Raw genomic sequence first — 22,209 nt, 5'->3', positions numbered from 1 at the left:
AGCCGCCTCCGTCTGAGTCCTGAATCACCTACGTCATCAAGTTCGTAGCCGCCAGCGACCCCATTCATCCCCAGCCGGCGGGGTTTTCCACATGGTTGTCCACAGGTGGATACGTCGGGGTTGAGGGCGACCGGGAGGCCGCCCGAACATGGCTCGGTGACCGACGCCGAGTCCGTGACTGATCTGCCTGCGACGCTGCGGGCGCTGCGCCGCGCGGCTGATCTGAGCCAGCGGGAGCTGGCCGGTAGGTCCGGGGTGCCGCAGGCCACGATCGCCCGCATCGAGTCGGGCCGGTCAGCGGATCCGAGCTTCCGCACCGTCGAGCGGCTCGTCGGTGCCGTGGCCGGTCGGATCGTGCTCCAAGGGCCGGAGACCGGTGAGCTGGCGGCGGTGCCGCAAGAGGAGTTGCGGGACGCGGCGGGGCGGCACTGCCCCGCCCACCTGGACGCCCGCGAGGTGCGCGAGCCGAAGGACTGGCCCGGCGCCTGGTGGGCGCACTGGTTCAACGTTCCACCCCACCGTTGGCCCGCGTTGCCAGCCGTGACGTTCCGGCTCGATCGCACCGTGCGGGACCGGGAGCGGCTGCGCGAGCGGGTGCGCCGCGATCACCTGGTCCGCCGCTACGTCGACCCGGCGCTGCCGTCGACGTCCTGGCGGTTCGTCGCCGAGCTGCCCGACGGCGATCTCGTCGGTGAGCTGCGCGCGCACGAACGCAGCAGCGACCTGCTCATCGGGCATCCCGAGCTGGGCCAGCGGCAGGTGGTGCTGGACGGCGTGCTCGTCGCGCCGGCGTACCGGTTGCTGGGCATCGGGCGGCGGCTGGTCGCCGCGCTCGTGGCGGAGATGGACGCGGCCGGCGTGCAGTCAGCGCACGCGATCGCCGAGAGCGGCGGCGCAAGGTTCCTGCTCGCGTGCGGGTTCGAGCTGAAGGCGAGCCGACCGGCGGCGCTGCGGTTCGACCGGCCGGTCAGCGGAGGGCGGCTGCCGCCGCGGTGAGTGCGGCGAACGCCTCGCGCATGCGCCAGGATCCGCGGTCGCGGGGGCCGATCGGGTTGGACACCGTGCGCAGCTCGGCGAAGGGGAGGCCGGCCTGGGTGGCGGCGACGGCGACGCCGTACCCCTCCATGGCCTCCGCCACGGCGTCGGGGTGACGGTCGGCGAGGGCGGCGGTGCTCGCGGCGGTGCCGGTCACCGTGTTGACCGTGAGCACCGCGCCCACGGTGGCCGCCGGCAGGGCGGTCCGCAGGGCGCCCAGCAGGCCCGGATCGGCGGGTACGACGCTGCCGCCGCCCAGCAGCTCCGGCGGCATGCCCAGCTCCTCCAGCGGGATGAAGCCGGTGGGGGACTCGGCACCCAGGTCGGCGGCGACGCTGCGGGTGGCCAGCACGGTGCCGCCGACCGGCACGCGGCCGACGAAGCCGCCCGCGATGCCCGCGCTGACCACCGCCCGGTACGGCCGTCCGGCCGCCTCGGCGAGCGCCAGCAGCCGCGCGGTGGCGGCGCCGGCGACGGCGGGTCCGACCCCGACCGGCGCGACGGTGACCGTGGGATCGGTGAGGCCCGCCCGGACCGCGTCCGCCTCGGCGGGCACCGCGGTCACCACCAGCAACCCGGTCACGCCACCGGTCCCCGGGGCTCCCGCCGGTTCTCCTCCTCGCTGCCGCCCGGCCCGCCCACGGAGGACGAGGGGCGGTAGATGTGGAACCCGGGCGGTGCCAGCTCGTCGTCATCGGCGGGGAGCGGCCGGTCGGCCGGGGGCGGGGCCGGCGAGGTGGGGGCGGGATCGTCGAACTCCGTACCGGGCTCGGTGGCCAGTTCGTCGTCGCCGAGCGGGCGGCCGACCAGGTGCTCGCCGCGCAGCCGGGTGGCCACCAGCACACCGCGGGCGGCCACCAGCGCGGCCACGCAGGCGGCGACCGCCACGCCGACCGGGCCGGTGAACGGGACCAACCCGAGCCCGCCGCCGGCCACGAAGGCCAGCATCAGCGCCGTCTCCGAGTGGGCGAAGGAACTGGCCCGCAGCCGCTCCGGGATCCGCTCCTGGATCGAGGCGTCGACCGCCAGCTTGGCGATCCCGCTGAACAGTGAGGTGACCAGGCAGAGCAGCGCCACCATGGGCAGCGAGAACTTCAGCGCGGCGAGCACCGCCACCCCGGCCACGACGACCGTGCCGCTGGACTGGATCGCCGCCGGGCGGTGGATGCGCAGCCGGGTGCCGATCGCGGTGGCCAGGAAGGTGCCCACCGCCAGTGCGCCACCGACCAGGCCCAGCGCGCCCTGGGCGCCCAGGTTCCGGCCGAAGAAGTCGGTGGTCAGGTCGCCGGCCTTGATCGCGAAGGCCAGGAAGAGCAGCAGGAAGCCGTAGAGCCCGCGCAGCGCCGCCGCGCCGATCAGGGTGGCGATCACCAGCCGGCCGGCCGGCCGACCCCGGCCCAGTGGGCGTTCCCCGTCCCGCCGGCGCAGCGCCCGCAGCGGCCGCGGCACGCGCTCCGGTGGCTCCGAGTCGGCCCGCGGCGGCAGCCGCAGCGAGATCACCATGCCGATCAGGAAGATGAGCGAGGCGACCCGGAGTGGCCACTGCGGCCCGAACCAGAACGCGGCCAGCCCGATCGGGGCGACCAGCGCGCCGGCCACCGTGCCGTAGACGCTCGCCCGGGCGCCCACCTGGGACAGCCCGATTCCCTCGGGCAGCAGCCGGGGCACCGCGGCCGAGCGGGCCACCCCGTACGCGCGGGAGAGGGCGAGCACCCCGAACGCGGCCGGGTAGAGACCGAAGCCGCCGATGTAGTCGGAGATCAGCCAGGCCAGGAAGGCCCGGCCCAGCATGGTGGCGGCGAGCGCGTAGCGGCGGCCGTGCCGGAAGTGGTCCAGCAGCGGACCGACCACGGGGGCCAGCATGGCGAACGGGACCATGGTCACCAGCAGGTAGAGCGCGACCTTGTTGCGCGCCTCGCCCAGCGGGACGTCGAAGAAGATCGTGCCGGCCAGGCCGATGGCGATCAGGGTGTCCCCGGCGCAGGAGAGCGCGTGCAGGTCGAAGAGGCGGACCATGCCGACCTCGTTGCCGGCGCTGCGGGCCCGGGCCGTCCCGGCCCGCCGGGTCATCCACCGCCCGCCGTGCAGCGAGCCCCGGAGCAGCAGGCGGGTGGCACGGATGCCGGTGCCGACGGTCCGCCCGAGGACGGACCGGCCGGAGCGGGAGGACAGCGGCATGTGTCCCATCCTCGCCCATCTGATCCACGCGCGCCGCACCACCCGGAGAGAACGACTCCGGGGAGTGCCTGTCATCCGACGGCAGGCATGGGGAACAATGGTCCGGTGACCAGGCCCGCCTCCGCCCGCGCTCCCCGGCTCGACCAGCTGTGCGCCGCTGCCGTCGATGTGGCCCGCGCCGCCATCACCGAGGTGGACCCCGCCGACGTCGGCGAGCACCTCCAGGCCGTCGCCGAGGGCGAACGGCTCGTCACCCACTACTTCGAGTGCCGCCTGGCCGGCTACCGGGGCTGGCGCTGGGCCGTCACGGTGACCCGGGTGCCGCGCAGCCGCACGGTCACGATCTGCGAGACGGTGCTGCTGCCGGGTGCCGACGCGCTGCTCGCCCCGGGCTGGCTGCCCTGGCAGGAGCGGCTCAAGCCGGGCGACCTGGGCCCGGGTGACCTGCTCCCGACCCCGGCGGACGACGAGCGGCTCGCCCCCGGCTACCTGCTCTCCGACGACCCCGCCGTGGAGGAGACCGCCTGGGAACTGGGCCTCGGCCGGCCCCGGGTGCTGTCCCGCGAGGGCCGCACCGACGCCGCTCAGCGCTGGTACGACGGCGACCACGGCCCCAACGCCGCGATCTCGGTGGCCGCGCCGGCCGCCGCCCGCTGCGGCACCTGCGGCTTCTACCTGCCGCTCGCCGGCGCGCTGCGGCAGTCCTTCGGCGCCTGCGGCAACTTCTACGCCCCCGACGACGGTCGGGTGGTCAGCGCCGACCACGGCTGCGGCGCCCACTCCGAGACGCTGATCGAGGCGGCGGCCGAGACCCCGGTGGACGAACTGCCCACGGTCTACGACGACAGCGCGGTGGAGGCGATGTCGGTGAGCCGGGCACCGGGTTCGGTGGAGGCGGCCGAGCCGGCGGAGCCGTACGGCCACCCCTGACCGTTCAGCCCTGACGGGCGGTGGCACCTCGGCGGCGGCGCCGGTTGGCGTCGTGCCGCATCATCACGGCCAGCCCGGGAAAGCCCCACAGGAAACCGGCCAGGCAGGTCCAGAGCCAGTTCTGGTGCCCGTGCGCGGTGAGCCAGTCGCGGAAGAAGATCAGCAGCACCAGCCCGGCCACCGCCCAGGCGGCCAGCCCGGCGAGGGCGAACGGCACCATCGGCGGGTCGAGCGGCTCGGGCCGCGGCGGTTGCTCCTGGGGCACCGGCCCAGCGTACGCGACCGTTCTTCCCTGCCCCGTCGGTGATCTGGGACGATGCGCGCGACAACCGGTTGATCGATATGTGAGGACCCGATGGCCATTGCGCCGCCGCCGGACCACGGCACCCCACCTGATCCCGCGCACCCGCGCAACGCCTTCGACCGCTTCTTCGAGATCTCCGCCCGCCGGTCCACGCCGGGCCGGGAGGTCCGGGGCGGGCTGGCCACGTTCTTCACGATGGCGTACATCGTGGTGTTGAACCCGCTGATCCTGGGCAGTGCGGTCGACGGCGACGGGCGCAAGCTCGCCATCCCGGCGCTGGCGGCGGCCACCGCCCTGGTCGCCGGCGTGATGACCATCCTGATGGGGGTGGTGGCCCGGTTCCCGATCGCGCTGGCCGCCGGGCTGGGCGTGAACGCGCTGGTCGCGTTCGAGATCGCGCCGCAGATGTCCTGGGCGGACGCCATGGGCCTCGTGGTGATCGAGGGTGTGCTGATCGGCATCCTCGTGCTCACCGGGTTGCGTACGGCGGTGTTCCGCTCGGTGCCGACCCAGCTCAAGACGGCGATCGGCGTCGGCATCGGCCTCTTTCTGACCATCATCGGCCTGGTCGACGCCGGCTTCGTCCGGCGGGTGCCGGACGCGGCGCACACCACGGTCCCGGTCGGGCTGGGCATCGGCGGCAGGATCGTCAGCTGGCCCCTGCTGGTCTTCGTGGTGGGTCTGCTGTTGACCCTGGTGCTGGTGGTACGCCGGGTCCGCGGCGCGATCCTCATCGGCATCCTGGCGTCCACCGTGCTGGCGATCGTCGTGGAGGCGGTCGGCAACATCGGGCCGTCCTTCGTCGACGGGAAGCCGAACCCCAAGGGCTGGGCGTTGAACGTGCCCGAGTTGCCGGAGAAGGTGGTGGACATCCCCGACCTCTCGCTGCTCGGCAACTTCAACGTGCTGGACTCGTGGACCCGGGTCGGCTGGCTGGTCCCGCTGATGTTCGTCTTCACCCTGCTGATCACGGACTTCTTCGACACCATGGGCACGATGGTCGCGATCGGCCAGGAGGGCGACATGCTCGACGAGCGGGGCACTCCGCCGCGGGCGCGGGAGATCCTGCTGGTCGACTCGATCGCCGCCGCGGCGGGTGGCGCGGCCTCGGTGTCGAGCAACACGTCGTACATCGAGAGTGCCGCCGGGGTCGCGGAGGGCGCCCGGACCGGGGTGGCCAACCTGGTCACCGGCAGCCTGTTCCTGCTGGCCATGTTCCTGGCGCCGCTGGCGGTGGTGGTGCCCTTCGAGGCCGCGTCGACGGCGCTGGTGGTGGTCGGCTTCCTGATGATGACCGCGGTGCGCACGATCGACTGGACCGACTACGAGATCGCCATCCCCGCGTTCCTGACCATCGTGCTGATGCCCTTCACCTACTCGATCTCGAACGGCATCGGCGCGGGTGTGATCACTTACGTGCTGCTGAAGCTGGCGAAGGGCCGGGCCCGCGACGTCCACCCCCTGCTGTACGGGGTGGCCGCGCTGTTCATCCTCTATTTCCTGCGCGGGCCGATCGAGTCCGTGGTGCTCTGACCTCCTGGTGAGCCTGGTCATATCGCATGTCGTTAGCCAGGCTCATTAGTTAAGCTAACTAACGTGACGGAGCGGACGGTGACGGCGAAACGCGTGCCACCGGCGCAGCTGGCCCCTCAGCTGCGTGATGCGATCACTCGACTCAACCGGCGGGTCCGACAGGCCCGGCCGGTCGGCGACCTCACGGTCACCCAGCTCTCGGCGCTCACCAGCCTCAACCTGGCGGGCGCCCTGACACCCCGGGAGCTGGCCGACGTCGAGCGGGTGCAGCCGCCCACGATGACGAAGATCGTCGCGAAGCTGGAGGAGCGCGGCCTTGTGCAGCGCACCCCCCACCCGACCGACGGACGGCAGGTCATCCTGGCGGCGACCGAGGGAGGACGGGCCGTGCTCGACCAGTTCGAGCGGGCCCGCAACGAGTGGCTGGCCAGCCGGTTGGCTGCCCTGACCGAGGAGGAACGCGACACGCTGCGGCGTGCCGCCGAGATCCTCCAGGGCATCGCTCGCGCCTGAGCGGGTACCCGCGTCCCGCGGTCCGCTTCGTCCGTTGTGGATGAGGCGTACATGATCGCGAGGAGGCGCACCTAGAGTGCAGGCCAAGCTGAGCACGATGTTCCAGTCCCTACGAGTCCGTAACTACCGACTCTTCACCACCGGACAGTTGATCAAGTTGATCGGCGTCTGGATGATGTTCATCGCCCAGGACTGGCTCGTCCTCGAGCTCAGCGACAACTCGGCGACCGCGCTCGGTGTGGTCACCGCGATGCAGTTCACCCCCGTCCTCCTGCTGACCCTGCTCTCCGGCCGCCTCGCCGACCGCTACGACAAGCGGCTGCTGCTCTTCGTCGCCAACGCGTTCTGGACCGTGCTGGCGCTGGTGATGAGCATCCTGGTGGTCACCGGGCTGGTGCAGCTCTGGCACGTCTTCGCGTTCGCCGCCCTGCTCGGCGTCGCCAACGCCGTGGAGACCCCGGTCCGGCAGGCGTTCGTCTCCGAGCTGGTCGGCGTGCCGCTGCTGCCGAACGCGCTCTCGCTCAACGCGGCCACCTTCAACTCGGCCCGGATCGTCGGCCCGGCCGTCGCCGGCCTGGCCATCGCCGCCTTCGACGTCGGCCCGGTCTTCATGTTCAGCGCGCTCAGCTCGATCGCCCCGCTGGTCAACGTGGTCCGCATGCGCGCCGCGGAGCTGCACCGCAAGGACCTGCCGCCGGCCGGCCAGCGCGACCAGGCCAAGGTCGTGGACGGCCTCCGGTACGTCGCCCGTCGCCCCGACCTCCTGCTGCCGATGTTCGTCATGTCGGTGATCGGGATGAGCCTGTTCAACTTCCAGCTCACCCTCGCCGCACTGGCCAAGACCGTGTTCCACACCGGCGCCGCCTCCTTCGGCCTGTTCAGCACCGCGCTGGCGGTCGGCGCGCTCACCGGCGCCCTGTCCGGCACCGGGCGGCGCAGCCGGCCCTCGGTCTGGCTGGTGCTCGGCGCGGCGGTCGGCTGTGCCAGCTTCGGCACCCTGGTCGGGCTCGCCCCGACGTACTGGCTGGTGGTGGCGCTGCTGCTGCCCACCGGGTTCTTCATGGTCTTCTTCGCCCAGGCCGCCAACCAGCGGGTCCAGCTCGGCGTCGACGCCGCCTTCCGGGGCCGGGTGATGGCGCTCTGGGTGCTCGTCTTCCTGGGCACCAACCCGGTGGGCGCGCCGCTCATCGGCTGGGTGGCCGAGACCTACGGCGCCGGCGCGAGCATCTGGATCGGTGGCCTGATCTCGCTGGCCGCCGCCCTGCTGGCGCTCACCTGGCAGCTGCGCCGCTCCGGCGCCCGGCTGCGGATGCGGGTGCTGCCCATGCCGCGCTTCTACGTGGTGTCGCCCGGGGCGGAGTGACCCGTCGACCACCCGAAGGACCGGTTCCCGCCCGCGGGTACCGGTCCTTCCTCATTCATTCGCGTCCGGATCTCGCCAATCGGGTGGCGGGCCGGGACGACGCGGCATAGCGTCGATACGTGGGAGTGGTGCGAGGACTGCTGCTGATGCTGGCGATCCTCGCCGTCTGCTGCCTGCCGGCCCTCTTCGCGCTGGTCTTCTGCGCCGACGAGATCCTCGACCGGGTGGCCTGCGGCTGGGCGGAGTGGCGCGAACAGCGCCGGGAACGCCGCACCATCGCCCGGCTGGACCGGGCCATCGAGGCCGAGTCGCTCACCCGCGACATCGACCTCACCGAGTTCGACCGGGCGGACCGCCGCCCGCTGGAACAGCTCGCCGTCGACCTGCGCCGCCTCGGCGGCCACCGGCTCGCCGCCGCCGACCGTTCGGTGGTGTGGCACGGCGCGGTCATCGACGCGTACGACGAGCGGCTGCGGGCCGCCTGCGGGGCGCTGGGCATCGCCGAGCACCTGGCCGAGCTGGAGGGCGTCGACCGGGAGATCGAACGGGTACGCGTCGAGGGCCTCCTGCACGCGGCCGGGCTCACCCTGCCCGCCGCCCGTCCGGGCCACCACCAGCGGCACCGCTGACCGGTGCGGCTCTTCGTCGCCGTCTACCCGCCGAAGCCGGCGGTCGACGACCTGAGCGCCCAGGTGGCCCGGCTGCGCACCGGAGCCGCCGCGGCCGCCGGCACCAACGTCCGGCTGGCCGACCCGGCCAACGTGCACCTCACCCTGGCCTTCCTCGGCGACACTCCCGACGACCGGCTGGTCGACGTGGAGAGCGCGCTCGGCCTCGCCGCGCAGACGTTCCGGGACGCCCGGGGCAGCTCCCCGCTGCTGCGGCTCGGCGGCGGGGGCAGCTTCGGACGCGGCCGGTTCACGGTGCTCTGGGTGGACCTCCGCGGCGAGGTCGACGGGTTGACCGTGCTCGCCCGGCTGATCCGGTCCGGGCTGCGCCGGGCCCGGCTGCCGCACGACGAGAAGCCGTTCCGGGCCCACCTGACCATCGCCCGCCCCGGCGACCGGATCGACCGCGCCGACGTGCTCGCCGACCGGGAGACCCTGCACGACTACCTCGGCCCGGAGTGGAGCGCCGACGAGCTGGTCCTGGTGCGCAGCCACCCGGGCCCGCGCCCCACCTACGACCGCCTGGCCGCCTGGCCCGTCTGACCGGCCCTCCCCTGGCTCGCCGGGGCGGGCGGACGGCCCGCCCCGGCGCGGGGAACTACCAGGCCCAGGCTTCGGGGCCCGGGCCGCCGTTGCCGACCGGCGGGAAGAGCTCGTCGAGCTTCTCCAGCGTGGCCTCGTCGAGCCGCACGGCCAGCGCGCCCAGGTTGCGGTCGAGCTGGTCCATGGTGCGCGGGCCGACGATCGGGGCGGTCACGCCCGGGCGGGAGAGCAGCCAGGCCAGCGCCACGTCGGCCGGGTCGTGGCCGAGGTCGGCGCAGAGCTTCTCGTACGCCTCGATGGTGGACCGGTGCTCGGCGAGCGCGTCGGCCGACCGGCCGGTGGCGCCGCGGGCCGCGCCGCCCTCGGCCATCTTGCGGATGACCCCGGAGAGCAGCCCGCCGTGCAGCGGCGACCAGGGGATGATGCCCAGCCCGTAGTGCTGCGCGGCCGGGACCACCTCCAGCTCGACGTGCCGGGTCATCAGGTTGTAGATGCACTGCTCGGAGACGAGGCCGAGGAAGTTGCGGCGGCCGGCCGCGGCCTGCGCCTGGGCGATGTGCCAGCCGGCGAAGTTGGACGAGCCGACGTAGAGGACCTTGCCCTGGGCGACAAGGGTCTCCATGGCCTGCCAGATCTCCTCCCACGGCGTGGTCCGGGAGATGTGGTGCATCTGGTAGAGGTCGATGGTGTCGGTCTGCAGCCGGCGCAGCGAGTCCTCGCAGGCCCGGATGATGTGCCGGGCGCTCAGGCCCTGCTCGTTGGGCCACTCGCCCATCTTGCCGTAGACCTTGGTGGCCAGGACGACCTTGTCGCGGCGCCCGCCGCCCTGGGCGAACCAGCGGCCGATGATCTGCTCGGTGACGCCCTCACCGAGTTTCCAGCCGTAGACGTTCGCGGTGTCGAAGAAGTTGATGCCGTGTTCCAGTGCCCGGTCCATGATGGCGAAGCTGTCCGGCTCGTCGGTCTGCGGCCCGAAGTTCATGGTGCCGAGGCAGAGCCGGCTCACCGACAGGCCGGTGCGTCCCAGGTTCGTGTACTCCATGGGTCCACCCTGGCACGCGGGCACTTAGAGTGCCTCAAGCTCGCCAGGGTGGACCGTGGTCAGGAGGACTCGCGGGCCGCCGGGCCGGTGCCGAAGAGGACGTCGTCCCAGCTCGGCAGGCGCTTGCGCGGCTTGCCACCGGCCTCGGTGGACTCGGTGCCGGTGCCGCCGGTCGCCGCCGCGGGGCCGGTGCGCCGCGGCCGGAGCACGGCCAGCGACGGCACGGCCGGGATCTCCTTCGGCGCGTCCGAGTCGTCGTCGAACGCGGAGCCCTGGCCGCCGCCGAGCAGCGCGGCAGCGCCTCCGGTGACCGCCCGCTGGCGGGGGGCGTCGGACCCGGCCAGCGCGGCCGGGGAGCGGGTGTCCAGACCGCGACCGGACGTGCCGCCGAGCGGCCGGTCCAGCGAGGCGAGCAGCGCGTCCCGGCCGGCGCGGATCGGGTCCCGGCCCGGACGGGCGTGCTCGGCGGGCGACGGCAGGCCGTGCCCGCCCCGGCTCGGCTCGCCGCGCGACGGGCCGGGCAGCGCGTGGCCGCCCCGCTCCGGAGCCGGCTCCTGGCCGAGGATCGGCGTGGGACGCTCGGCGCACAGGTACTGCGCCATGTCGTCGTGGGGCGTGACGTTCTGCCGAAGCTTGTCGAGGTCCCAGACCGCCTGCGCGGTGGCCTTGCCGGACGGCCAGGTGGCGATGATCCGCCAGGTGCCGTCGTCGCGCCGGTAGGCGTCCCAGGAGATCTTCTCGGTGTCGATCCCGTGCTGGGCCAGCCGGCCGTTGACCACCTCGGCCAGCGGGGTGGGCTTCTCGGCGCCCTTGAGCCGGGTGCGCCGGGCGTGCTGGGCGAGCATGGCCCGCTCCTGGAGCACCGGGCCGGCGTAGCGCAGGACGCGGTCGACCGGGACGCCGGCGATCCGGGCGACGTCCTCGGCGGACTCGCCGGAGCGGATCCGGGCCTGGATGTCCCGCGGGGACAGCGACGGCGTCGGGTCGGCGGCACTGGGCACCACCGCGAGCGGGGCCGCGCCCGGCTCGGCGTGCAGCGCCGAGGCGATGCGTTCGTCGATCGGCAGGGCGAGCAGGCGTCCGACCTCGTCGGCGAGCACCAGAGCCTGGCCGTCCTCCGAGAGGGCGACGAAGCGTACTGGGCGCATGGGCTTGCCTCCGTCCCGCTTCGCTGGCCGTCACGCCACGAGCCGGCCACCCGGGCGTCTCGGACCACCGTACGCTCATCTACCCCGAGCTTGGGGAAGCGACACTCGGCATGTTGCGACTGAGCTGCGGCGATGATCACGGTGGGTGGTCGCCGGAGCCCCGACGGCCACCCACCGTCACCAGACGATCAGAGTCGCTCGACCACGTAGTCGATGGACGCGGTGAGCGCCTCCACGTCGGCCGGCTCGACCGCCGGGAAGAGCGCGACGCGGAGCTGGTTGCGGCCGAGCTTCCGGTAGGGCTCGGTGTCCACGATGCCGTTGGCGCGCAGCGCCTTGGCGATCGCCGAGGCGTCCACCCCGTCGGCGAAGTCGACGGTGGCGACCACGTTGGAACGCAGCGCCGGGTCGGTCACGAACGGGGTCGCGAACGACGAACGCTCCGCCCAGCCGTAGACGATGCCGGCGCTCTCGGCGGTGCGCTTGGCCGCCCAGGCCAGCCCACCCTGCGAGTTCATCCAGTCTGTCTGCTCGGCGGCCAGGAAGATGGTGGCCAGCGCGGGCGTGTTGTAGGTCTGCTCCAGCCGCGAGTTGTCGATCGCGGTGACCAGGTCCAGGAACGCCGGGATGTAGCGGCCCGACTCCTTGATCTCGGTGGCCCGGGCGAGCGCGGCCGGCGACATGAGGGCCAGCCAGAGACCACCGTCGGAGCCGAAGCACTTCTGCGGGGCGAAGTAGTAGACGTCGGTCTCGCCGACGTTGACCTCCAGGCCGCCGGCGCCGGAGGTGGCGTCGACCAGCAGCAGCGAGCCCTCGTCGGCGCCCGGCACCCGGCTGATCGGCACCGCCACGCCGGTGGAGGTCTCGTTGTGCGGGGTGGCGTAGACGTCCACGCCCGCCTCGGCGACCAGGGTCGGCGCCTTGCCCGCCTCGGACTTGCGCACGGTCGGCTCGCCCAGGAACGGCGCGTCCTTGACCGACTTGGCGAACTTGGCGCCGAACTCGCCGAAGCTGGCGAACTGGGCCCGGTCGCGCACCAGGCCGAAGGCGGCGACCTCCCAGAAGGCCGTGGTGCCGCCGTTGCCGAGCACCACCTCGTAGCCCTCCGGGAGGGAGAAGAACTCGGCGATGCCGCGGCGCAGCCGGGCCACCTGGTCGCGGACCGTCTTCTGCCGGTGCGAGGTGCCCAGGTAGCTGGTGGCGACGTCGGCGAGTGCGGAGACCGCCGCGGGACGGACCTTGGACGGCCCGCAGCCGAAGCGGCCGTCGGCGGGCTTGATGTCGTCGGGAATCCGGATGGTCGGTGCGTCAGCCACGGTGTTCTCGATCCTTCCGCGTGGGCGAGGGCGGGCCCTTCAGCGGGCGCGGAGCGACGACGGCCACGCGCGGGCGCGCGGCGGAGCCGGGTCCGAGCCCGGTCCGGCGGCGCTGCCGGCCTTCATCCTCGCACCCGGGTGGCCCGGCCCGACGGCTGGTCCCACTCCCGGTGCTGAGGGATGCGCCACAGGCGCCAGGGCCCGGTCCGCGACGGACCGAGCCCTGGCGAGGGGTACGCGGGAAGGATCAGACGCCGTGCGGGATGGCGTCCCAGCCCTCGACCTGCTGCGGCTTGCGGCTGCCCGGCCCCATGTAGCGGGCCGACGGGCGGACCAGCCGCTGGAGCTTCTTCTGCTCCAGGATGTGCGCGGACCAGCCGCCCATCCGGGCGCAGGTGAACATCGAGGTGAACATGTGCGCCGGCACCTCGGCGAAGTCCAGCACCACGGCCGACCAGAACTCGACGTTGGTGGCGAGGACCCGGTCCGGGCGGCGGGCCTGGAGCTCGGCCAGGGCGGCCTTCTCCAGCGCCTCGGCGATCTCGAAGCGCGGCGCACCCAGCTCCTTGGCGGTGCGGCGGAGCACCCGGGCGCGGGGGTCCTCGGCCCGGTAGACCCGGTGGCCGAAGCCCATCAGCCGCTCGCCCCGGTCGAGGACGCCCTTGACGTAGCCCTCGGCGTCGCCGCTGCGCTCGACGGCCTCCAGCATGCTGAGCACCCGGGACGGCGCGCCGCCGTGCAGCGGGCCGGAGAGCGCGCCGATGCCGGAGGAGATGCAGGCGGCGGCGTCGGCGCCGGTGGAGGCGACGATCCGGGCGGTGAAGGTGGAGGCGTTCAGACCGTGCTCGGCGGCCGAGATGAAGTAGGCGTCGACGGCCTTGACGTGCCGCGGGTCGGGCTCACCCCGCCAGCGCTTCATGAACCGCTCGACGATGGTCTCCGCCTTGTCGATCTCCTTCTGCGGCACGGCCGGCAGCCCGAGGCCGCGGGCGGACTGGGCGACGAAGGACAGCGCGGTGACCGACACCCGGGCCAGGTCCTCGCGGGCCTGCTCGTCGGAGATGTCGAGGAGCTGGCTGAGCCCCCAGTACGGGGCGAGCATGGCGACCGCGGACTGCACGTCGACGCGGATGTCGCCGGAGTGCACCGGCACCGGGAACGGCTCGGCCGGCGGCAGGCCCGGACCGAAGCGCCCGTCGACCAGCAGCGCCCAGACGTTGCCGAAGGAGACCTGACCGATCAGATCCTCGATGTCCACGCCGCGGTAGCGCAGCGCGCCGCCCTCGCGGTCCGGTTCGGCGATCTGGGTCTCGAAGGCTACGACGCCCTCCAGGCCCGGTTTGAAGTCGGCCATGTCGTCTCCTGGCTTCCGGCGGTGGTGGTGGCCGCGCGGGCTGACGGGCCCGCGGCTTGGGCGACCCTCAGGGGTGTGTTCGGAACATCTTGCCTGCTCGGCAACGGCTCCGCGACCCGCGGCGAGTGTGCGTCACATGACATCCCCGCCGGTGGACAAGCTCCCGGGCTGGAGAAGACTGGGTGGCGGGGCCTGGCCAGCGTCGGGGGACGCCGGCATCCCCGGGAGAGGGACGACGAGAGTGACGGGCGACACACCTGCCCCGGCCGGCATGCGTAACGAGTACGCCGCCGACCTGGGCCTTTCCGAATCGGATCTCGCGCCGGACTGGCACACCCAGTTCGCCCGCTGGTTCGCCGACGCGGTGGCGCATCCGCTGCCCGAACCGAACGCCATGGTGGTCGGCACGGCCGACGCCGAGGGGCGGCCGAGCGGCCGCACCGTGCTGCTCAAGGGGTACGACCCGGACGGGTTCGTCTTCTACACCAACTACGGCTCCCGCAAGGGCGGCGAGGCGACCGCCAACCCGTGGGCCAGCCTGGTCTTCCCCTGGTTCCCGATGCACCGCCAGGTGACGGTCACCGGTCCGGTGACCCGGGTCGACCGGGCGGAGACCGAGGCGTACTTCGCCGCCCGGCCGCGCGGCTCCCAGCTCGGCGCCTGGGCCAGCACCCAGTCCCGGGTGGTGCCGGACCGGGCGGCGCTGGACGCGGCGTACCGGGCGGCGGCCGAGCGCTTCGCCGACGTGGACGAGATCCCCGCGCCGCCGCACTGGGGCGGGTTCCGGGTGCGGCCGGAGACGGTGGAGTTCTGGCAGGGCCGGGCCAGCCGGCTGCACGACCGGCTGCGGTTCCGGCGTACCGGGGACGGCGCCTGGGTCATCGAGCGGCTGGCCCCGTGACGGGGGTGAAGGAGGCCCGGCCGCGCGGAGCGCGCCGCTGGGCCATCGACCTGCGTCCGCTGGGCGTGCCCGCGTACCGCCGGGTGTGGCTCGGCAACGCCGTGGCGATGTTCGGTTTCCAGTTCACCGCCGTGGCGGTGCCGGTGGAGATGTTCGACCTGACCGGCGGCTCGTTCTGGGTCGGCCTGCTCGGGATCGCCGGCTTCCTGCCGCTGCTGGTCTTCGGGCTGTGGGGCGGGGCGGTCGCCGACGCCCGGGACCGGCGGCGGGTGCTGCTGGGCGGGGGCGCCCTGCTCTGGGCGTCGACCCTGGCCCTGCTGCTCCAGTCGCTGCTGCGGGTGGGCAGCCCGGTGCTGCTGCTGGTCCTGGTCGCGGTGCAGTCGATCGCGTTCGCGATCACATCGCCGACCCGCAGCGCGATCCTGCCCCGCCTGGTGCCGGCCGAGCTGGTGCCGGCGGCCAGCACGCTGAACTTCACCACGTTCACCGCGACCTCGGTCTTCGGGCCGCTCGCCGCCGGCCTGATCTTCGCCACCTGGCACACCGACGTGGGGCTGCCGATCGCGTACGGGGTGGACGGGCTGCTGTTCACCGTGTCGCTCTGGGCCACCCTGCGGCTGCCGGCCATGCCGCCCGAACCGGACCCGGAGGGCGACGGCACCCCGCGCCGGGCGGGGCTGGCCAGCATCGTCGACGGGCTCCGCTACCTGGCCACCACGCCCGTGCTCCTGCTCTCCTTCGCCATCGACCTGATCGCGATGATCCTGGCCATGCCCCGGGCGCTCTTCCCCGAGCTGGCGCACGAGCGCTTCGGCGGTGGTGCGGCGGTCGGCTGGCTCTACAGCGCCATCGCGATCGGCGCGATGCTGGGCGGCCTCACCTCGGGCTGGATCGGCCGGGTGCGCCGGCAGGGGGTCGTGCTGGTGGTGGCCGTCGTCGGCTGGGGCGTGGCGATCGCCGCCGCCGGGCTGGCCCGCCAGCTCTGGCTGGTGGTGGTGCTGCTCGGCCTGGCCGGCGCCGCCGACCTGGTGAGCGCGACCCTGCGGCAGTCGATGCTGCTGATCTACGCGCCGGACCGGATGCGCGGCCGGCTCCAGGGCGTCAACACGGTAGTGGTCGCCGGTGGCCCGCGCCTGGGTGACCTGCGGGCCGGCGCGATGGCCGCCGCGTCCGGCACGACCATCGCCATGGTGGGCGGCGGTCTCGCCTCGGCCGTGCTCGCGGTGCTGCTGGTGGCGGTCTTCCCGGCCCTGCTCCGCTACCGGGCCGCCGGGGCGGGCGAGCGGACCTGACCGGGGGCCCCGGGGCGGACCGCCGCCCCGGGCCGGACCGGCCGCACGCTGGGACGTCGCCGGCCGCGCCCGGCGGCGGGCGGGGGAGACGGACTAAGGTCGCCGGCATGGAGACCGACGCGCGCCCGTCCCCGTCCGGAGCACAGTGGACCATCGCGGCCGGCGGCCACGAGGCCGTCGTGGTCGAGGTCGGCGGTGGCCTGCGGAGCTACCGGCACGACGGGATCGACTACCTCGACGGGTACGAGGCGGACGAGCTCTGCCCCGGTTCGGCCGGTCACGTGCTGGCCCCCTGGCCGAACCGGATCCGGGACGGCGCGTACACCTTCGGTGACCGGTCGTTGCAGCTCGACCTGACCGAGCCGGCCCGGCACAACGCCATTCACGGCCTGGTCAACTGGGTGCGGTGGCAGCTCGTCGAGCAGTCGCCGGAGAGCGTGACGCTCGGCTACGAGCTGCCGCCCAGCCCCGGCTACCCGTGGGCGCTGCGCCTGCGGAGCCGGTGGAGCGTCGGTGCGGACGGGTTGCGCGCCGACCACGAGGTGACGAACCTGTCCGGGGAGCCGGCCCCGTTCGGCTTCTCCGTGCACCCCTACCTGCAACTGCCGAAGGTCGGCGTGGACGAGCTGACCCTGCGGGTGCCAGGGCGGACCCGGGTGCTGCTGGACAACCGGCTGCTGCCGGTGGCCGCGACCGAGGTGGCCGGCTCGGAATACGACTACACCGAGCCCCGGGCCATCGGTGACGCGGTGCTCGACCTGGCCTTCGGCGACGTGGCGCGGGACGCCGACGGCGGCTCGTCGGTGACCCTGGCCGCGCCGGACGGCTCGACCGCGGTGCACATCTGGGCCGACGGCGAGTTCGGCTGGTGGCAGGTCTTCACCGGCGACACCCTCACCGGGGAGCGGCACCGGCGCTCGGTGGCGGTCGAGCCGATGACCTGCCCGGCCGACGCGTTCCGCTCCGGCAAGGACCTGATCACGCTGGCCCCCGGGCAGACCTGGCGGGGCACCTGGGGCATCCGGCCCGGGGCCTGAGCATGGAGTTCGCCGAGGTCGTCCGGCGTCGTCGGATGGTCCGCAACTACGACCCGGACCGCGCGGTCCCGCCCGACGTGGTGGACCGGCTGCTCGACCACGCCGTCCGGGCCCCGTCGGCCGGGTTCGCCCAGGGCTGGGGCTTCCTGGTGCTGGAGGAGCCGGCGGACCGGGAGCGGTTCTGGGCGGCGGCCACCCCGGGCGGCGGCGGCCGGGAGCGCTGGCTGGCCGGGATGCGCAAGGCCCCGCTGATCGTGGTGCCGCACGCCAACCGCTCCGCGTACCTCGACCGCTACGCCGAGCCGGACAAGGGTTGGGCGGACCGCTCCGAGGACCGCTGGCCGGTGCCCTACTGGTACGTCGACACCGGCTTCGCCGCCCTGCTGATGCTGCTCACCGCCGTGGACGAGGGGCTGGGCGCCTGTTTCTTCGGCATCCCGCCGCAGCGGATCGAGGCGTACCGGGAGGCGTTCGGTGTGCCGGCGGAGTTCCATCCGATCGGCGCGGTCACGGTAGGTTACCGGGCATCCGACCACCGGTCACCGTCGCTGCGGCGGGATCGTCGTCCGGTGGACGAGGTGGTCCGGCGGGGCCGCTGGAATTGAGGGTGGTTCAGCGTGTCCGGCCGGGGTATCGGCGGTAGCGAAACCGACATGAGGGAGTAAAACGCGGTGTGGCGGGTGCGGCTAGGCTGGCACCGACATCATCAGCCCGGCCGGGGGGAGGGGAGCGTGCCGTGATCTTCAGGGCGGTCCGGGACGGGCGTCCCTACCCGGAGCACAACCTCACGCTCAAGCAGTGGGCCGAGATCCCGCCGCGCCCGCTGCGGCTGGACCAGCTCATCACCACGAAGCGGGAGCTGGCGCTCGACAAGCTCCTCGCCGAGGACTCCACCTTCTACGGCGACCTGTTCCCGCACGTGGTGCAGTGGAACGGTGGCCTCTACCTGGAGGACGGCCTGCACCGCGCGCTGCGCGCGGCGCTCCAGCAGCGCAACCAGATCCACGCCCGGGTGCTGGTGCTCAGCGGTCAGCCCGAGTGACGCGCCCCTGAGTCTTCGTTAAGGTGACGCCATGACCCCTCTCGACCTGCTGGACATCGACGCGTCGCTGGGCGAGGAGGAGCGGCAGATCCGCGCCGTCGTGCGCCAGCTGATCGACGAGCGGGTCCGCCCGCACGTCGCCGGCTGGTACGAGGACGGCCACGTCCCGGCCCGCGAGCTGGCCCGCGAGTTCGGCAAGCTCGGCCTGCTCGGCATGCACCTCACCGGCTACGGCTGCGCCGGCGCGTCGGCCGTCGCGTACGGGCTGGCCTGCCTGGAGCTGGAGGCCGGCGACTCCGGCCTCCGCTCGCTGGTCTCGGTGCAGGGTTCGCTGGCCATGTACGCCATCTGGCGTTACGGCAGCGAGGAGCAGAAGCAGCGCTGGCTGCCCGCCATGGCGGCCGGCGAGGCGATCGGCTGCTTCGGGTTGACCGAACCGGACCACGGCTCCGACCCGGCCTCGATGGCCACCCGTGCCCGCCGTGACGGCGACGACTGGATCCTCAGCGGCAGCAAGCTGTGGATCACCAACGCGCCGATCGCCGACGTCGGGGTGATCTGGGCGCGCACCGACGAGGGCGTCCGAGGCTTCGCCGTACCCATGGACACTCCGGGGGTGACGGCGCGGGAGATCCGGCACAAGATGTCGCTGCGCGCGTCGCTGACCGGCGAGATCGCCCTCGACGACGTGCGGCTGCCGGCGGACGCCCGGCTGCCCGAGGCGATCGGGCTCAAGGCGCCGCTGAGCTGCCTCACCGAGGCCCGGCACGGCATCGTCTGGGGCGCGCTCGGCGCGGCCCGGGACTGCCTGGAGACGGCGCTGTCCTACGCGACCACCCGCACCCAGTTCGGTCGGCCGCTGGCCGGCTTCCAGCTCACCCAGGCCAAGCTCGCCGACATGGCGGTCGAGTGGAACAAGGGGCTGCTGCTGGCGCTGCACCTGGGCCGGCTGGCCGACGCCGGGAAGCTGCGCCCGGAGCAGGTCAGCGTGGGCAAGCTGAACAACGTCCGGGAGGCGCTGGCCATCGCCCGGGAGTGCCGGACCATCCTGGGCGCGAACGGGGTCTCCGGCGAGTACCCGGTGATGCGGCACGCCAACAACCTGGAGAGCGTGCTGACCTACGAGGGCACCTCGGAGATTCACCAGCTGGTCATCGGGCAGCGCCTGACCGGGCTCTCCGCGTTCGCCTGAGCTGCGGATTCACCCATTCGGGTCGCTCGGCGAGCGACTGTCGCACGGTGGCCGTACCGTCATTGTCAGTCGATGTGTCTGACGAGGACGGTGAGGGGCGATGGCCCGCGACGGTGAGATCAACGAGCCCACCAGGGAGTTCCCGGAATATCCGACCGGCGAGTCCCTCCGGGCCCGGTCGGACGACCCGTCCGACCCCCGGCCCGGTGCCCCGGCTTCGTCCGGCGGCCCGGTGCGCGGCCTGCTCTGGGTGCTCGGCGCGGCCGCGCTGGCCGTGGTGGTGCTGCTCGGCGTGCAGGCGACCGGCCTGCTGCCGGACTTCCGCAACCCGTTCGCCAAGGAGCAGACCGACCGCAGCCAGCCGCCGCTGCTCAAGTCGATCCGCGACCTGAGCCGCTACGTGGCCGCCGAGGGAAACTTCCAGGTGGTCGTCGACGTGCAGAAGGACCGGCGCAACGTGCCCGACTTCCTGCTCAACGAGCGCACGCTCTTCGTCGGGGCGGGCCGGATCGAGGCGTACGTCGACTTCGCGAAGATCGCCGACGGGGCCGTGGTGGTCTCCGACGACGGCAAGTCCGTGGAGATCAAGCTGCCCGCGCCACAGCTCGGCGAAACCGACCTGGACATGGACAAGAGCTACGTCTTCGCCGAGCAGCGCGGCCTGATCAACCGGCTGAACGACCTGGTCGGCGGCGACCCCAACCGGCAGCAGCAGGTCTACCAGCTCGCCGAGGACCGGATCACCGCGGCGGCCCGCGACAGCGGGCTCACCGCCCGGGCCCAGGAGAACACCCGCAAGATGCTGGAGGGGCTGCTCCGCTCCCTCGGCTACCAGAAGGTGACCGTCACCTACACGGCGCCCTGACGCCGACGGCGCCCGCCCCGGGTGGTCCCCGGGGCGGGCGGCACGGGGGTCAGTGGCTGGTGGCGAGGTAGCGGTCCTCGTTCGGCATGAGGACCCAGAGGATCAGGTAGACGATCACCTGCGTGCCGGGCAGCAGCAGCGACAGCAGGAACAGCAGCCGGACCATGCCGGCCGACATGCCGAACCGCCGGGCCAGGCCGGCGCAGACGCCGGCGAACATGCGCCCCTGGCGGGGCCGGACCAGTTTGCGACTCATCGTCGAACTCCCACTTCTGCGGCGATCCGCCGCGCTGATTCCACGGTAGGAACGGTCGCGCCTCCCGCCCTCGGTCCCGAGGAGGATCGGCGACCCGGGAACCCGTAGGTGCTTTACCCCGGCGGGCCATGACCGATTCACCGACCGGTCAGCTGGTGACGGTGGGTTGACGGCAGGCGCGGAGGGTAGGCTCGCCGGTCGGGCGCCCACACCCCGGGTGCCGCCCGCCGCCTCCGCACCGGGGAGCGGCACACACCGGGCCGGACCCGCACGACGGGGACGACGGCGAGGAAAGTGCAGCCATGATCAGTGTTTTCGATCTCTTCAGCGTCGGTATCGGGCCGTCCAGCTCGCACACCGTGGGGCCGATGCGGGCCGCGCGGACGTTCGTGGCCGGGCTCAAGGCCGACGGCCAGCTCGCCGACGTCGTGCGCGTGCAGGCCGAGCTGTTCGGCTCGCTGGGCGCCACCGGCCACGGGCACGGCAGCGACCGCGCCGTGCTGCTCGGGCTGGAGGGGGAGGTCCCGGAGACGGTCGACACCGACTCGGTCGGGCCGCGGGTGGAGCGGATCCGCGCCGACCGGCGGCTCAGCCTGATGGGCAGCCAGGAGATCGACTTCGACCCGGACCGGGACCTGGTGCTGCACCGCCGCCGCTCCCTGCCGTACCACCCGAACGGGATGACCTTCGCGGCCTTCGACGCGGCCGGGCAGGAGGTCCGGGCGCGCACCTACTACTCCGTCGGCGGCGGGTTCGTGGTGGACGAGGCGGCCGCCGGGGCGGACCGGATCAAGCCGGACAGCACCCGGGTCCGCCACCCGTTCCTCACCGGCGCGGAGCTGCTGTCGGTGACCACCGCCACCGGCCTGTCGATCAGCGAGGTGATGCTCGCCAACGAGCTGTCCTGGCGCAGCGAGGCGGACGTGCGGGCCGGGCTGCTGGAGATCTGGCGGGTGATGCGGGAGTGCGTCGAGAGCGGCTGCGCCCGCGACGGTGTGCTGCCGGGCGGGCTGAAGGTGCGCCGCCGGGCGGCCGAGCTGCGCCGCAGCCTGGAGGCGGAGGCCGGCGCCACCGACCCGCTGCACGCCATGGACTGGGTCACCCTCTTCGCGCTCGCGGTCAACGAGGAGAACGCGGCCGGCGGGCGGGTGGTGACCGCGCCGACCAACGGCGCCGCCGGGATCATCCCGGCCGTGCTGCACTACTACACCCGGTTCGTGCCGGGCGCCTCCGAGGAGGGCGTGGTCCGCTTCCTCCTCGCGGCCGGCGCGATCGGGGTGCTGTTCAAGGAGAACGCCTCGATCTCCGGGGCCGAGGTCGGCTGCCAGGGCGAGGTCGGCTCGGCCTGCTCGATGGCGGCGGCGGGGCTGGCCGAGGCGCTGGGCGGCACGCCCGAGCAGGTGGAGAACGCGGCCGAGATCGGCATGGAGCACAACCTGGGGCTCACGTGCGATCCGGTCGGCGGTCTGGTGCAGATCCCGTGCATCGAGCGGAACGCGGTGGCCAGCATCAAGGCGATCACCGCGGCCCGGCTGGCGCTGCGCGGCGACGGGGTGCACGCCGTGTCGCTGGACAAGGTCATCAAGACCATGCGGGAGACCGGGGCCGACATGAAGATCAAGTACAAGGAGACGGCGCGGGGCGGCCTCGCGGTCAACGTGATCGAGTGTTGAACCCGAAGGGGTGACCCGGCGCGT

General features: G+C 73.4%; 23 protein-coding genes. 15 read left to right on the top strand and 8 right to left on the bottom strand.

The features are described from left to right. The first annotated feature begins 174 nt into the window (after positions 1-174). On the top strand, positions 175-996 hold the full coding sequence (locus ACFYPD_RS32765; RefSeq protein ID WP_387122240.1) for a GNAT family N-acetyltransferase: 822 nt from the start codon (positions 175-177) through the stop codon (positions 994-996). On the opposite strand, the gene ACFYPD_RS32760 is transcribed toward ACFYPD_RS32765, so the two are convergent. Then, positions 968-1,618, bottom strand: coding sequence for a futalosine hydrolase (locus ACFYPD_RS32760; RefSeq protein ID WP_387122237.1), 651 nt, complete (start codon positions 1,616-1,618; stop codon positions 968-970). The genes ACFYPD_RS32765 and ACFYPD_RS32760 overlap by 29 nt on opposite strands. Further along, positions 1,615-3,213, bottom strand: a complete 1,599-nt coding sequence (locus ACFYPD_RS32755; protein WP_387122234.1) for an MFS transporter — start codon at positions 3,211-3,213, stop codon at positions 1,615-1,617. The genes ACFYPD_RS32760 and ACFYPD_RS32755 overlap by 4 nt, the downstream gene beginning before the upstream one ends. A gap of 87 nt (positions 3,214-3,300) precedes the next feature. On the opposite strand from ACFYPD_RS32755, the gene ACFYPD_RS32750 reads away from it, so the two are divergent. Further along, positions 3,301-4,143, top strand: coding sequence for a DUF3027 domain-containing protein (locus ACFYPD_RS32750; RefSeq protein WP_387122232.1), 843 nt, complete (start codon positions 3,301-3,303; stop codon positions 4,141-4,143). Positions 4,144-4,147: 4 nt separating this feature from the next. Here the strand turns inward: ACFYPD_RS32750 and ACFYPD_RS32745 are convergent, their stop codons facing one another. Continuing rightward, the gene (locus ACFYPD_RS32745; RefSeq protein WP_387122229.1) at positions 4,148-4,408 is read right to left on the bottom strand and encodes a DUF2530 domain-containing protein; all 261 of its coding nucleotides are present in this window, start codon (positions 4,406-4,408) and stop codon (positions 4,148-4,150) included. A gap of 90 nt (positions 4,409-4,498) precedes the next feature. On the opposite strand from ACFYPD_RS32745, the gene ACFYPD_RS32740 reads away from it, so the two are divergent. From ACFYPD_RS32740 to thpR, 5 genes are all read left to right on the top strand, one after another. After that, a complete protein-coding gene (locus ACFYPD_RS32740) occupies positions 4,499-5,980 on the top strand; it encodes an NCS2 family permease (RefSeq protein ID WP_387122226.1) in 1,482 nt (493 codons plus the stop codon). Between the two features lie 63 nt (positions 5,981-6,043). Further along, positions 6,044-6,493, top strand: coding sequence for a MarR family winged helix-turn-helix transcriptional regulator (locus tag ACFYPD_RS32735; RefSeq protein ID WP_387122223.1), 450 nt, complete (start codon positions 6,044-6,046; stop codon positions 6,491-6,493). 76 nt (positions 6,494-6,569) lie between these two features. Further along, entirely contained in the window at positions 6,570-7,856 is a 1,287-nt protein-coding gene (locus ACFYPD_RS32730) for an MFS transporter (protein ID WP_387122220.1), read from the top strand. A gap of 119 nt (positions 7,857-7,975) precedes the next feature. Beyond that, positions 7,976-8,485 carry a hypothetical protein gene (locus tag ACFYPD_RS32725; protein WP_387122217.1) on the top strand — a complete coding sequence of 170 codons (510 nt, stop codon included), beginning with the start codon at positions 7,976-7,978 and terminating at the stop codon, positions 8,483-8,485. Positions 8,486-8,488: 3 nt separating this feature from the next. After that, positions 8,489-9,067, top strand: a complete 579-nt coding sequence (gene thpR, locus ACFYPD_RS32720; RefSeq protein WP_387122214.1) for an RNA 2',3'-cyclic phosphodiesterase — start codon at positions 8,489-8,491, stop codon at positions 9,065-9,067. Positions 9,068-9,122: 55 nt separating this feature from the next. Here the strand turns inward: thpR and ACFYPD_RS32715 are convergent, their stop codons facing one another. The 4 genes from ACFYPD_RS32715 to ACFYPD_RS32700 all read right to left on the bottom strand — a co-directional run bounded on the left by ACFYPD_RS32715 (position 9,123) and on the right by ACFYPD_RS32700 (position 13,927). Further along, positions 9,123-10,109: an aldo/keto reductase gene (locus ACFYPD_RS32715; protein WP_387122211.1), complete on the bottom strand. Its 987-nt coding sequence runs from the start codon at positions 10,107-10,109 to the stop codon at positions 9,123-9,125. 59 nt (positions 10,110-10,168) lie between these two features. Then, positions 10,169-11,257, bottom strand: a complete 1,089-nt coding sequence (gene sepH / locus ACFYPD_RS32710) for a septation protein SepH (RefSeq protein WP_387122208.1) — start codon at positions 11,255-11,257, stop codon at positions 10,169-10,171. A gap of 188 nt (positions 11,258-11,445) precedes the next feature. Further along, on the bottom strand, positions 11,446-12,573 hold the full coding sequence (serC, locus tag ACFYPD_RS32705) for a phosphoserine transaminase (RefSeq protein WP_387122205.1): 1,128 nt from the start codon (positions 12,571-12,573) through the stop codon (positions 11,446-11,448). A 247-nt stretch (positions 12,574-12,820) separates the two neighbouring features. Continuing rightward, a complete protein-coding gene (locus ACFYPD_RS32700) occupies positions 12,821-13,927 on the bottom strand; it encodes a citrate synthase 2 (protein WP_387122202.1) in 1,107 nt (368 codons plus the stop codon). A gap of 271 nt (positions 13,928-14,198) precedes the next feature. Between ACFYPD_RS32700 and pdxH the strand changes: the two genes are divergently transcribed. The 7 genes from pdxH to ACFYPD_RS32665 all read left to right on the top strand — a co-directional run bounded on the left by pdxH (position 14,199) and on the right by ACFYPD_RS32665 (position 20,256). Continuing rightward, positions 14,199-14,828, top strand: coding sequence for a pyridoxamine 5'-phosphate oxidase (gene pdxH, locus ACFYPD_RS32695; RefSeq protein WP_387122200.1), 630 nt, complete (start codon positions 14,199-14,201; stop codon positions 14,826-14,828). After that, positions 14,825-16,120 (top strand): MFS transporter, encoded by a 1,296-nt coding sequence (locus tag ACFYPD_RS32690; protein ID WP_387122197.1) that lies wholly within the window; start codon positions 14,825-14,827, stop codon positions 16,118-16,120. The genes pdxH and ACFYPD_RS32690 overlap by 4 nt, the downstream gene beginning before the upstream one ends. A gap of 107 nt (positions 16,121-16,227) precedes the next feature. Continuing rightward, positions 16,228-17,157, top strand: a complete 930-nt coding sequence (locus ACFYPD_RS32685) for an aldose 1-epimerase family protein (RefSeq protein ID WP_387122194.1) — start codon at positions 16,228-16,230, stop codon at positions 17,155-17,157. Between the two features lie 2 nt (positions 17,158-17,159). Beyond that, on the top strand, positions 17,160-17,762 hold the full coding sequence (locus tag ACFYPD_RS32680; RefSeq protein ID WP_387122191.1) for a nitroreductase family protein: 603 nt from the start codon (positions 17,160-17,162) through the stop codon (positions 17,760-17,762). 131 nt (positions 17,763-17,893) lie between these two features. Beyond that, positions 17,894-18,199 (top strand): type II toxin-antitoxin system VapB family antitoxin, encoded by a 306-nt coding sequence (locus tag ACFYPD_RS32675; protein ID WP_073839113.1) that lies wholly within the window; start codon positions 17,894-17,896, stop codon positions 18,197-18,199. Between the two features lie 31 nt (positions 18,200-18,230). Beyond that, the gene (locus ACFYPD_RS32670; RefSeq protein WP_387122188.1) at positions 18,231-19,391 is read left to right on the top strand and encodes an acyl-CoA dehydrogenase family protein; all 1,161 of its coding nucleotides are present in this window, start codon (positions 18,231-18,233) and stop codon (positions 19,389-19,391) included. 100 nt (positions 19,392-19,491) lie between these two features. Then, on the top strand, positions 19,492-20,256 hold the full coding sequence (locus tag ACFYPD_RS32665) for a DUF4230 domain-containing protein (RefSeq protein WP_387122185.1): 765 nt from the start codon (positions 19,492-19,494) through the stop codon (positions 20,254-20,256). 49 nt (positions 20,257-20,305) lie between these two features. Here the strand turns inward: ACFYPD_RS32665 and ACFYPD_RS32660 are convergent, their stop codons facing one another. Beyond that, complete coding sequence (locus tag ACFYPD_RS32660) at positions 20,306-20,512, bottom strand: PspC domain-containing protein (protein ID WP_387122182.1); 207 nt, start codon at positions 20,510-20,512, stop codon at positions 20,306-20,308. Between the two features lie 302 nt (positions 20,513-20,814). Here ACFYPD_RS32660 and ACFYPD_RS32655 point away from each other — a divergent pair, with 302 nt between their 5' ends. After that, complete coding sequence (locus ACFYPD_RS32655; RefSeq protein WP_387122179.1) at positions 20,815-22,185, top strand: L-serine ammonia-lyase; 1,371 nt, start codon at positions 20,815-20,817, stop codon at positions 22,183-22,185. Positions 22,186-22,209: the final 24 nt, after the last annotated feature.

Source organism: Micromonospora sp. NPDC005299 (assembly GCF_042872345.1).
Taxonomy (GTDB): domain Bacteria; phylum Actinomycetota; class Actinomycetes; order Mycobacteriales; family Micromonosporaceae; genus Micromonospora.
This window is presented reverse-complemented; position numbering and strand designations above follow the sequence as displayed.

Bases quoted from the DNA above. Each gene is read 5' to 3' on its own strand.
- ACFYPD_RS32670 (WP_387122188.1), top strand. From the start codon at position 18,231: ATGACCCCTCTCGACCTGCTGGACATCGACGCGTCGCTGGGCGAGGAG.
- ACFYPD_RS32755 (WP_387122234.1), bottom strand. From the start codon at position 3,213: ATGCCGCTGTCCTCCCGCTCCGGCCGGTCCGTCCTCGGGCGGACCGTC.
- ACFYPD_RS32680 (WP_387122191.1), top strand. From the start codon at position 17,160: ATGGAGTTCGCCGAGGTCGTCCGGCGTCGTCGGATGGTCCGCAACTAC.
- ACFYPD_RS32740 (WP_387122226.1), top strand. From the start codon at position 4,499: ATGGCCATTGCGCCGCCGCCGGACCACGGCACCCCACCTGATCCCGCG.
- ACFYPD_RS32655 (WP_387122179.1), top strand. From the start codon at position 20,815: ATGATCAGTGTTTTCGATCTCTTCAGCGTCGGTATCGGGCCGTCCAGC.
- ACFYPD_RS32700 (WP_387122202.1), bottom strand. From the start codon at position 13,927: ATGGCCGACTTCAAACCGGGCCTGGAGGGCGTCGTAGCCTTCGAGACC.
- pdxH (WP_387122200.1), top strand. From the start codon at position 14,199: ATGCGTAACGAGTACGCCGCCGACCTGGGCCTTTCCGAATCGGATCTC.
- ACFYPD_RS32715 (WP_387122211.1), bottom strand. From the start codon at position 10,109: ATGGAGTACACGAACCTGGGACGCACCGGCCTGTCGGTGAGCCGGCTC.
- ACFYPD_RS32660 (WP_387122182.1), bottom strand. From the start codon at position 20,512: ATGAGTCGCAAACTGGTCCGGCCCCGCCAGGGGCGCATGTTCGCCGGC.
- ACFYPD_RS32665 (WP_387122185.1), top strand. From the start codon at position 19,492: ATGGCCCGCGACGGTGAGATCAACGAGCCCACCAGGGAGTTCCCGGAA.
- ACFYPD_RS32685 (WP_387122194.1), top strand. From the start codon at position 16,228: ATGGAGACCGACGCGCGCCCGTCCCCGTCCGGAGCACAGTGGACCATC.
- sepH (WP_387122208.1), bottom strand. From the start codon at position 11,257: ATGCGCCCAGTACGCTTCGTCGCCCTCTCGGAGGACGGCCAGGCTCTG.
- ACFYPD_RS32750 (WP_387122232.1), top strand. From the start codon at position 3,301: ATGGGGAACAATGGTCCGGTGACCAGGCCCGCCTCCGCCCGCGCTCCC.